This window comes from Pseudomonas sp. 22526 (assembly GCF_052044735.1).
In the GTDB taxonomy this organism is placed as follows: Bacteria; Pseudomonadota; Gammaproteobacteria; order Pseudomonadales; family Pseudomonadaceae; genus Aquipseudomonas; species Aquipseudomonas piscium.
The window spans coordinates 210,976-217,848 of record NZ_JBQENK010000011.1 but is presented as its reverse complement, the minus strand read 5'-3'; the positions used below and the strand labels follow the sequence as shown (position 1 = coordinate 217,848).

Here is a 6,873-nt window from a genome sequence, read left to right as displayed (position 1 = left end):
CCCGCGAAGGACGTAAACGATGACACGCACGACCTGCCTGTAGCCGCTGCCGAGCCCCGGCGAGGCTGCGATCGACTGCGAAGCGGTCGCAAAACCAGGCGCCGCATTCTTTCCGGTAAAGCGCGTGGACAGGTTTGGCGAGGACTGCGTCCTCGATCGCAGCCTCGCCAGGGCTCGGCAGCGGCTACGGGTTCGCAGGGGTCTCAGGGCTCCAACCCAATCCCGCGCAAGATCACGCTGGTCACGGTCTGCACCGCCTTTTCGAACTGCATGTCCGACAGCGGTTGGTGGTCGTTGATAATCATGATCTGGTGGTCGAAGTCGGCGTAGTGCTGGGTCGAGGCCCAGATCATGTACAGCAGGCTCGAGGGTTCCACCGGCAGGATGCGCTGGTCGTCGACCCACTGGCGGATCTTCGCTTCCTTCATCTTCGCCCAATCGTACAGGCTGGCATCCAGCGCCTCGCCCAGGGTCGGCGCGCCGTGGATGATTTCGTTGGCCCAGACTTTCGAGCCATAGGGCCGGCTGCGGGAATGGTTCATCTTGGCGCGGATGTAGCTGCTGAGCACCACCCGCGGGTCGTCGAACATCTCGAAGCACAGGGCGTCCTGCTTCCACAGTTCCAGCAGTTCCAGCAGCACCGCGCTGTACAGCTCGCTCTTGGTGCTGAAGTAGTAATGCAGGTTGGAGCGCGGCAACTGCACCTCGGCGGCGATATCGGCCATGGCGGTGCCGCTGAAACCTTTTTCGGCGAACACCTTTTCCGCCGCCAGGAGGATCTTCTCGACGTTGCTGCGACGGATCCCGATCTTGTGATTGCCCATATGGGCTCCCTGCAAACAGTCTGCTGCAAGACTACCATTGGCCCTCGTACAAAAACGAAACTTCCTGTACCTGGCTTTCCCCGGCAAAAACGATTGGTTAGGATCCTTCCCGCCTTATTCCCAGGCACCTGAAGTGTTCCGTCCAGGCGTTGATTCGCGACACGGACATGCAGGCAGGACTTTCGCCGCCGAATGCCTTGAGGGTTTCGGCCATCCTGCAACGCCGCCATGGATCATGCTCATGCACATTCGAAAACGCTGGCCAGCGGACGATCCGCAGCTTGCCGCCCTGTGGGACCGCTCGGTGCGGGCCACCCACGACTTCATTAGCGAAGAGGATATCCAGCTGCTCTACCCCCTGGTGCGCGACACCTACCTGCCGGCCCTCGAGGTCTGGCTGCTGGAGGACGACGACGGCACCCCGGCCGGCTTTATCGCCAGCGCCGGCGAAAAGGTGGAAATGCTGTTTATCGAACCGGCCCGCCGTGGCCAGGGGGTCGGCCGACAACTGCTGGACCACGTGCGCAGCCGGCATCCGCGGCTCAGCGTCGACGTCAACGAACAGAACCCCCAGGCCCATGGTTTTTATCGGCACTACGGTTTCGAAGACATCGGCCGCTCGGAAACCGATGGCCAGGGCCGGCCGTTCCCAATTATCCATATGCGCTTGAAAACCCCTTGAACAGCGCGCCGATGTTTCATCCAGCGACCCTGCCGCGGTCCTTATACTCATCGACGCAGCGACTACCCGACACTCATTGAACAGGTATTTCCCATGCTGAAAAAACTCCTGACCACCAGCGCCCTGCTGGCCTCTCTCGTCGCCGCCTCCTCGGCCTTCGCCCATGCTCATTTGCAAAGCCAAACCCCGGCCGCCGACAGCACGGTGAGCGTGCCAAGCGAACTGCGCCTGGTGTTCTCCGAAGGCGTCGAGGCGGCCTTCACCAAAGTCAGCCTGAGCAAGGATGGCGCGGCGGTCGCCGTCAAAACCCTGGCCACCGAAGGCGCGGACAAGAAGACCCTGATCGTGACCCCGGCGGCGCCACTGGCGGCGGGCGCCTACAAGGTCGAGTGGCACGCAGTGTCGGTCGATACCCACACGAGCGAAGGCAGCTACAGCTTCAAGGTCGGCCAGTAACCGATGTCGACCCTGTTGGTGCTCTGCCGCTTCGTGCATTTCGCGGCAGTCCTGCTGCTGTTCGGGGCCTGGGTGTTCAGGCCCTTGCTGTTGGGGCGCCAGCCCTTTGCCGCACTGGATCGCAACCTGACCCGACTCGGTCGCTGGCTGACCGGGATCGCCCTGGCCACGGGCATCTGCTGGTTGCTGCTGATCACCGCCAGCATGGCCGGCAGCGGCGCCGCGGCCCTGGACCCGGCCACCCTGCGACTGGTGCTGGGCAACACCTTCTTCGGCCAGGTCTGGACCTGGCATCTGCTCCTCAATGGCGCGCTGGTGGTGTTGCTGCTGACCCGCCTGGGTGAGCGGCTGGCGCTACGGCTGATCCTCGCCGCCCTGCTGCTGGCCACCCTCGCCCCGGTGGGTCACGGCGCCATGCTCGACGGCCTCGGCGGCCGGTTGCTGATCCTCAACCAGATCCTCCACCTGGGTTGCGTCAGTCTGTGGCTCGGCGGTTTGCTGGTGCTGCTGATGATTCTGCGGCAGCCGGACGGCCTGCCGCTGGGTCAGCTGTTGCGGCGTTTCAGTGGGGTCGGTTATGGGCTGGTGGCCGGGTTGACCCTCAGCGGGCTGATCAATGTGCGAGTGCTGACCGGCCAGCTGTGGCCGACCCCGCTGCTGTCCGGCTTTGCCCTGATCCTGCTGATCAAGGTGCTGCTGGTGTGCGGCATGTTCGCCCTGGCCCTGTTCAACCGCCTGCGGATCGAGGACTGCCAGCAACACCTGGGCACCCTGCGCCGTAGCGTGCTGCTGGAATGGCTGCTGGGGATCGCCGCGATCGCCGCCGTATCCCTGCTCGGCACCCTGCCGCCACTGACCGCCGCCTGAGCACATCTGCATCTGTAGGAGCGAGGCTTGCCCGCGATGAGGCCCGCCNGCGTCAGATTCAAGATCCTATCGCGGGCAAGCCTCGCTCCTACAAGGGGAGCACATCACTCGATGTGCTCATCCCCCTTCCCAGCCGTATCGATACTCACCACCACCGACATCCCCGGGCGCAGGCGCTCGCTTTGTGCCTGGTCGGGGTCGACGGTGATGCGCACCGGGATCCGCTGGGCGATCTTGACGAAGTTGCCGGTGGCGTTGTCGGCCTGCAACAACGCGAACTCCGAGCCGGTGGCCGGCGAGATGCGCTGCACATGGCCGTGGAATTTACGGTGGCCGAGGGCGTCGACGGTGAAGCTCGCGGGCTGGCCGACGCGGATGTTGTCCATCTGGGTTTCCTTCATGTTGGCGATCACCCAGAGCTGGTTCGGCACCAGCGCCATCAACTGCGCCCCGGAGTTGACGTAGGCCCCCAGGCGCACGCCGATCTGCCCCAGCTGGCCATCCCGCGGCGCGGTGACCCGGGTATTGGACAGGTCGATCCGCGCCAGCTGCACCGCCGCCTCGGCATTGGCCACCGCGGCCTCCAGCGAACCGCGATTGACGATCACCGTCTGCAGGTCCTGGCGGGCGATGTCCAGCTGCGCCTGGGCCTGGGCCACCGCGGCGAGGGTCTGGGCGTTGGCGGCGCGGGTCACGTCGAGGTCACGCTGGGACACCGAACCGTCGTCGATCAGTTCCTGGTTGCGCCTCAGGTCGGCGGCGCTCTTGCGTGCCTGGGCCTGGCTGTCGGCCAGCGCCGCCTGGCGCAGCTTGATGGTGGCTTCGGCGCTGTTGCGTTGCTGCACCACATTGGCCAGGGCCGCCTTCTGCGATGCCAGCTGGGCCAGGGACTGGTCCAGGCGCTGCTTGTAGATGCGGTCGTCGAGACGCACCAGCAGGTCGCCGGCCTTGACGAACTGGAAGTCCTGCACCGACACCTCGAACACATAGCCGCTGAGCTGCGGCCCGATGATCGTCACCTGGCCCCGCACCAGGGCGTTCTCGGTGCTTTCGATGGCGCTGCTGAACGGCGGCAACTGCCAGGCATAGAGCACGACCAGCACGCCAGTGATGGCGATCGCGGCGAACCCCAGGGACGAGATGATCCGCACCCGCAGCGAACGCGGCTCGGTGATCGGCATCGAGGGCGGCGCGCTGCCTTCCGGCGTCGAGGCAATGGCGTTGGTGGTGGTGATGGTCGGTTCGGTCATGAAGAAATGGCACCGCTGGGTTGGACGGGAGTCGAGGCTGGGGTTGAAGTCGCGGGCGCGACCGCCTTGGTCGTGCTCATCAGCCACAGGCTGCGAATGAAGATCCAGATCATGGTCAGCACGGCGATCACCGCGATCAGCATGAACACATCGTTGTAGGCCAGCACGTTGGCTTCGCGGGTGGCGGCGCTGGCCAGGCTGCGGATGCCTTGCAACTCACGCGCCTGCGGGTCGGCGATCATCCCGCCGACCGCCGCCCCGCCGCTCTGCACCCGACCCAGCACCCGCGGGTCCATCATCACCAGTTGCTCGACGATATGGCTGGAATGGTATTTCTCGCGGACGATCTGGAAGGTCCCCAGCAGCGCCGAGCCGATCAGCCCACCGAGGTTCTGGCAAATGCCGAACAGCACCGAGAAACTCACCAGGTTGCGCGGGTTGGTCAGCACGTTGCGCGTGCCCAGGACCATGGTCGGGCCGAGAAAGAAAGTCCCGCCGAAAGCCAGCAGGAACTGGCTGAAATACATGTTGGCCGGGCGCGTGAGGTTACTGGAGAAGCTGTCCATCACCGAACCCACGGCCATCAGCGCCAGGGAGATGACCAGCGGCATCAGCAGGTGCGAAGGATTGATGGTCAGGGCGCTGGTGGCCAGGCCCGCGATACTGCCCAGCAGCATCACCCCATACAGCAGGCGCATCTGCTGGCTGCTCATGTTCAGCGCCTGGAGAAAACCCACGGCGCCGGTGGACTGCTCGGACAGCACCATGCGGATCAGGATCACCGCCAGGGCCAGGCGGATCGCCGCCCCGCTGCCCAGCCAGCGGGTCATCAGCATCGGGTTGCTGCGGTTATGTTCGATGGCCAGGCCAGTGAGGATCAGCACGATGGAGCCGGCGCTGGCGTAGCCGATCCACGGCGCCTCCAGCCACCAGTCGATGCGCCCCAGGGACAGCACCGCGCACAGCAGCGCGACGCCGCTGGCGAGGATGGCGAAGGTCAGGAAGTCGAGTTTCTCGAAGGTACGGAAACGGTCGCCGGGCGGCAGCTTGAGCAGGAACACGCAGCCCAGGGAGGCCAGCGCCAGCCCCAGCTCGAACAGGTACAGGCCGCGCCATTCGGCGATCTGCAGCAGGTCTTCGGAAAACAGCCGGGCCAGGGGCAAGGCCAGTTGCGAGGCGCCCAGCCCCAGTACCAGGGCCTTCATCCGCCATTTCGCCGGGAACGCCTGGACCATGTAGTACAGGCCCAGGGAACTCAGGGCCGCGCCGACCATGCCGTGGGCCGCGCGCACGGCGATGGCCGAACTCAGGTCGTTGACGAACAGGTGGCCGAAGGTCACCAGCGCATAAAGCACCAGGAACACTTCGGTAAAGGCCCGCAGGCCGAACTGCTGGCGAAACTTCACCAGCAGCAGGTTCATCGACACGTTGGTCATCACGTAGGCCGCCGGCAGCCAGGCCATTTCCGCCGTGGTCGCGCCCAGCGCCCCTTGCAGATATTGCAGGTTGGCGACCACCAGGGCGTTGCCGAGGCCGCCGGTGATCGCCACCAGCAAACCGACCAGGGCATAGGCCAGGCGCTTGTGGCTGGGGTGCAGCGGCGTCGAGGGGGAACCGGGCAAGCTGGGCTTTTCGTGGGGTTGCCAGTTGCGCGGGGCGTAGCTATCCATTCATTGACCTTGCCATTCGCTGACCTTGTTCCATGTCCGCCCGAGTGGCGGACTATCCAGAGTTGTTCCGGGTTGCCCGGCAGTGTGCCGGAAAACCTCGGGATCCAGGCAGACTGCCGGGCTCGATTGACGAACTTTATTGAAAGCCAATCACACCGCAGAGGTTTTTTTCATCCCACTGCCGGCCGCCGGACGAAATGCACCTGGCGCTGACGCAAATCCGCCACAGGCCCTGCCTATCATTGCCGCTGCTCGCCCCCTAGAATCGGCCGTCACCTGTGCCTCCCGCGGAGCCCCGCAATGCCCCTGTCCTTTCAGAAGCTGCATGCCAATGGCGACGACTTCATGCTGGTCGATGCCCGTGGGCGCGACAACCCGATCACCGAGGAGCTGGCCAGATCCCTGGGCGACCGCCATCGCGGCGTGGGCTTCAATCAACTGGTGGTGCTCAGCGATTGCCCCGAGACGGCGGCGCAACTGACCTTCTGGAATGCCGATGGTTCCAGCCTGAGCACCTGCGGCAGCGCCACCCGGGGCGCGGCCGACCTGCTGATGCGCGAAAGCGGCGAAGACTCGGTGCGGGTGAAAACCGTTCGCGGCATCCAGCACTGCAGGCGCCTGGAGGATCAGTCGGTGTCGGTGGAGATGGGTGTGCCGCAATTTGCCTGGCAGGAGATTCCGCTGGCGACGGACCTCGACAGCCTGGCCCTGCCCCTGCCCGGCGAGCCGGCGGCGTGCAGCATGGGCAACCCGCACTGCAGCTTTTTCGTCGAGGACCTGCAAGCCATCGATGTGGCGACCCTGGGCCCGCAGATCGAGGCGCACCCGCTGTTCCCGCAGAAGACCAATGTGCATTTCGTCCAGGTCATCGACCGCCAGACCATTCGCCTGCGCATCTGGGAACGCAACGGCGCCATCCCTCTGGGTTCCGGCTCATGTTCCTGCGGCGCGGCGGTCAACGGCATACGCCGCGGCCTGCTGGACAGCCCGGTCAAGGTGCTGTGCGACGGCGGCCCGGTCACCGTCAGCTGGGACGGCCAGGGCAAGGTGCGGCTGGCCGGTGGGGTGGAGCGGGTGTTCAGCGGGACGTTCTGAGATGGGCGGCGTCTGGAAGGGCCCTATCG

At 65.3% G+C, this 6,873-nt stretch carries 7 protein-coding genes; 4 read left to right on the top strand and 3 right to left on the bottom strand.

What is annotated here, in order from left to right:
- Positions 1 to 203: 203 nt before the first annotated feature.
- Positions 204 to 824: a TetR/AcrR family transcriptional regulator gene (locus tag ACTJKT_RS18865; RefSeq protein WP_440788133.1), complete on the bottom strand. Its 621-nt coding sequence runs from the start codon at positions 822 to 824 to the stop codon at positions 204 to 206.
- A gap of 241 nt (positions 825 to 1,065) precedes the next feature.
- Between ACTJKT_RS18865 and ACTJKT_RS18860 the strand changes: the two genes are divergently transcribed.
- The 3 genes from ACTJKT_RS18860 (at position 1,066) to copD (ending at position 2,829) form a co-directional block, all read left to right on the top strand.
- Entirely contained in the window at positions 1,066 to 1,506 is a 441-nt protein-coding gene (locus ACTJKT_RS18860) for an acetyltransferase (protein ID WP_440788132.1), read from the top strand.
- A gap of 93 nt (positions 1,507 to 1,599) precedes the next feature.
- Positions 1,600 to 1,962 (top strand): copper homeostasis periplasmic binding protein CopC, encoded by a 363-nt coding sequence (gene copC / locus ACTJKT_RS18855; RefSeq protein WP_440788131.1) that lies wholly within the window; start codon positions 1,600 to 1,602, stop codon positions 1,960 to 1,962.
- 3 nt (positions 1,963 to 1,965) lie between these two features.
- On the top strand, positions 1,966 to 2,829 hold the full coding sequence (copD, locus tag ACTJKT_RS18850) for a copper homeostasis membrane protein CopD (protein ID WP_440788130.1): 864 nt from the start codon (positions 1,966 to 1,968) through the stop codon (positions 2,827 to 2,829).
- A 104-nt stretch (positions 2,830 to 2,933) separates the two neighbouring features.
- Here copD and ACTJKT_RS18845 read toward each other — a convergent pair whose 3' ends face one another.
- Together ACTJKT_RS18845 and ACTJKT_RS18840 are read right to left on the bottom strand one after the other, a co-directional pair.
- Entirely contained in the window at positions 2,934 to 4,079 is a 1,146-nt protein-coding gene (locus ACTJKT_RS18845) for an HlyD family secretion protein (RefSeq protein WP_440788129.1), read from the bottom strand.
- Entirely contained in the window at positions 4,076 to 5,749 is a 1,674-nt protein-coding gene (locus tag ACTJKT_RS18840; protein ID WP_440788128.1) for an MFS transporter, read from the bottom strand. Before ACTJKT_RS18840 ends, ACTJKT_RS18845 begins: the two co-directional genes overlap by 4 nt.
- A 300-nt stretch (positions 5,750 to 6,049) precedes the next feature.
- Here ACTJKT_RS18840 and dapF point away from each other — a divergent pair, with 300 nt between their 5' ends.
- A complete protein-coding gene (gene dapF / locus ACTJKT_RS18835; protein WP_440788127.1) occupies positions 6,050 to 6,844 on the top strand; it encodes a diaminopimelate epimerase in 795 nt (264 codons plus the stop codon).
- The last annotated feature ends 29 nt before the right edge of the window (positions 6,845 to 6,873 follow it).